2 protein-coding genes are annotated in these 3,262 nt (G+C 76.2%); one reads left to right on the top strand and one right to left on the bottom strand.

The window, feature by feature from the left end; translation table 11 throughout:
- On the bottom strand, window positions 1-1,984 hold a 1,984-nt coding region (locus G5C65_RS34140; protein WP_338146792.1), incomplete at its 3' end, for a sensor histidine kinase.
- Between the two features lie 388 nt (window positions 1,985-2,372).
- Between G5C65_RS34140 and G5C65_RS34135 the strand changes: the two genes are divergently transcribed.
- The gene (locus G5C65_RS34135) at window positions 2,373-3,233 is read left to right on the top strand and encodes a protein phosphatase 2C domain-containing protein (protein WP_165302939.1); all 861 of its coding nucleotides are present in this window, start codon (window positions 2,373-2,375) and stop codon (window positions 3,231-3,233) included.
- Window positions 3,234-3,262: the final 29 nt, after the last annotated feature.

The following is a 3,262-nucleotide window of genomic DNA, read 5'->3' as shown; positions in this document are numbered from 1 at the left end:
GGACGTGCACCACGGCCTCCGTGCCGCCCAGCCGCCGCGCGCGCAGCCGCACCCGCATGCCGTGCCTGGCCGCCAGCCGCGCGGCGACGTACAGGCCCCCGCCCAGCGGGTCGCCGTCCCCGGGCGGGCCCTGCGTCCCGGCGGCCTCCAGCCGCGCGTTGACCTCGCCGAGCCGCTTGCGGTGCAGCCCGGCGCCGTCGTCCTGGACGGAGACCGCCACCTCGCCGTTCTTCAGCGTCCGGCCGGTCAGCCGCACCTCGGACCCGCGGGGCGAGAACGCGGCGGCGTTGTCGAGCAGTTCGGCGACCAGGTGGCTGAGGTCGTCCGCCGCGGCCCCGCCGACCTGGGTGCCGGACGGGAGGGTGCCCAGCTCGACGCGCTCGTACTGCTCTATCTCGCTGACCGCGGCGCGCAGCACGTCGAGCAGCGGCGCGGGACCGGGCGGGGCGCCGCCGTCGCCTCCGGCGCCGTCGCCCCCGCGGGGCGCTCCGGCGAGCAGCAGCAGGGTGTCGCTGTGCCGCCGCATCCGGGTGGCCAGGTGGTCGAGGGTGAACAGCGCGCCGAGCCGGTCCGGGTCGGTCTCCCGCGCCTCCAGCCCCTCCAGCGCGTCGAGCTGGCGTTCGGCCAGCTCCAGGGTGCGCCGGGCGAGCCGTTCGAACAGGGCGTGCCCGGCGACGGAGGACTGCCGCGCCTGTTCCTGGAGGGCGGCGTGGTCCTGCCGCAGCAGCTCGTGCTGCTCCGTCAGCTCGGCCTTGGCGACGGCCAGCTGGTCCTGCTCGGACTCGGCCCACGAGGCGCGCCGCTGGAGGCCGGCCGCGGACTCGCGCAGCGCGTTGAGGGCGCGTACGACGTCGGCGAACTCGTCGTTGCGGCCCCGGAAGGTGATCGGCTCCGTGCCCGCGGGGTCGGCGGCGAGCCGTCCGGAGCCGCGCCTGAGGACGGACAGCGGCCGGGCGACCGAGCGCGCGGACCACACGCTGACGGCGAGCGCGAGCAGCAGACAGGCGCCCACCAGCGCGGCACGCAGTTGGAGCGCGTCCACGTCGTCGTCCCGCAGCCCCTCCAGCCGTTTGACCTCCGCCGCGGCGAAGGAGGACTGCACGCCCCGGATATGGGCGATCCGCGCGGAGAGCGCGGCGTCCACGCGCTCGGCGCTCAGCGCGCGGTCGCGCGCGGTGAGGTACGGCCGGTCGGTGAGCCTGGCCAGATAGCGCTCGGCGGCGTTGACGTCGGTGCCGGTGACGGTCGTGCGGTAGCGCTCGCGGTCCGCGCGGTCGGCCGTCTCCTCGAAGTCGTCGAGCGCGGCCTGTTCGCGGGCGCGCGCCTGCTGCGCGCGCGAGGTCAGGGCGCGCTGCGCGCCGCTGCCCGCGAGGGCGCCGCGCAGCAGGCCGCGGGTGGCGGACGCCTGGTCGACGGCGCGCGCCAGCTCGGGCAGCGCGCCAGCGGTGGCGCTCTGCGCCCGCGCGGGCAGCTCGCGCGCCGCGTCCTGCGCGATACCGCGCAGCGCCTGGATGGTCTCGGAGTACGCCTCGTATGCGGCGCGTGCTCCGCGGGGGCCGGTGCGGGCCTCCCGCCGGGTCTGGGGGAGCGCTGCCAGCCGCGCCCGGACGCGGTCGGGGGCCGCGCCGCGGACCTTCGCGGCCTGCCGGTCCACGCGGGCGCGCAGGCTCGCGCCGGGCCCGTCGACGCGCGGTTCCGCGCCGTCCGGTCCCCCGCCGTCCGGCCCCCCGCCGTCCGGGCCGGTGTCCGCCAGCGCGGCGACCACGCTGTCGCGCTCATCGGCGAGGGAGTGCGAGAGCGCGATGGCCCGCCGGCCGAGCTCCGCGCGCTCCACGAGGTCCTGCGCCTCCTTGGTGTCGGCGGAGGCCGCGGCCAGGGTGGGCGCGCCCGCGGCGAGTACGGCCGCCGCGCACAGGGTGACGGAGACGAGCAGCCTGTTGCGCACCCGTGCGCGCCGCCCGGCGGGGGCTCCGGCGGTGGGCACGCCCGGTTTCCGAAGTCGCTTCTTCCGCACCCGTGCTCGCAATCTCGTCCCGCCTGCCCCGGGGAGCCCGGGTGGCACAGTCCAACGTGAGTGGCGGGGGGCTGTCCCCTGGTTCCCCCGCCGGGCCACGCGAAGGAGTGAACATCACTCAGGAGTCGTGGAACAACTCAGTGTTGCCAACGGATCGTGCATTGTTTGGCCATGGGTTGGAAATCCCTCGGACGTCCTGGCACCATGCCCGCCCGCAGATTCCCTGAGCAGTCCATTCCGGTCGAATCCGGGGCGTCACGGGGGCGGGGCGGCCACCGTACCGCGCCTGGTCCGTACCAGAGTTCCGGAGCGCGTGGGCGTCCGTACGCCGGGCCGCGTGCTCCGGCAGACTGCACCCATGCGCATTGATGTGACCACTGAGCCCGGTGATCCCCAACGGCCCAATGAGGACTATGTGTCCGTGGCTCTGCCCGCCTCGGGCGAGGGGGGTGCGCTGGTGGTGCTGGACGGCGTGACGCCGCCCCGGGAGGACGTCGGCTGTGTGCACGGCGTGCCGTGGTTCACGGCCCGGCTCGGCGGTGCGCTGCTCGAACTGTCCGGATCGCGGCGGGATATGACGCTGGCCGAGTGTCTCGCGGCGGCGGTCGTCCGCACTGCGGACGCACACCGCGCATCCTGTGATCTTTCTCATATCAGGACACCCCAGTCAACTGTGGTCGCCGCGCGGTGGGACGCGGAGCGCGTGGAGCACCTGGTGCTGTCGGACTCGGCGCTGCTGGTGGAGGACCCGGAGGGCGGCGTGCACCCCGTGCTGGACCGGCGGCTGGACGAACTCCCTCCCCGGGTGCGGGCGCTGCGGGACCGGGTGCGGGAGCTGCGCGCCGCAGGGGACGAGCGGGCCCCCGCACTGGCGGCCGCGCGGGAGGAGTACGTACGCGCGGTCGAGGGCCTGCGGAACGCGCCGGACGGCTCCGGCTTCTACACGGCCGCGGCGGATCCCGGGGTCGCGGAGCGCGCCGTCACCGGTACGCTTCCGCGCGCGCGGGTGCGGGCGCTGCTCGCCCTCACGGACGGCGCCACGCGCTGGACGGAGAGGTTCCGGCTCGGGGACTGGGCGGACCTCTTCGGGCTGGTCCGCAAGGAGGGGGCCGGTGCGCTCGTCGCGCGGGTGCGCGCGGAGGAGAGCGCCGAGGGGGGTTCCGCGGTGCGGGGTGGTAAGCGGCATGACGATGCGACGGTTGCCCTTGCCGAGCTCTGAGAGGGGGCGGGCGCCTGTCCGGGACCTGG

Origin of the sequence: Streptomyces boncukensis (assembly GCF_011045075.1) — a bacterium.
GTDB classification, from domain to species: Bacteria; Actinomycetota; Actinomycetes; order Streptomycetales; family Streptomycetaceae; genus Streptomyces; species Streptomyces boncukensis.
Note: the sequence above shows the minus strand (reverse complement) of the source record. Positions and strands in the feature narration are given on the sequence as shown.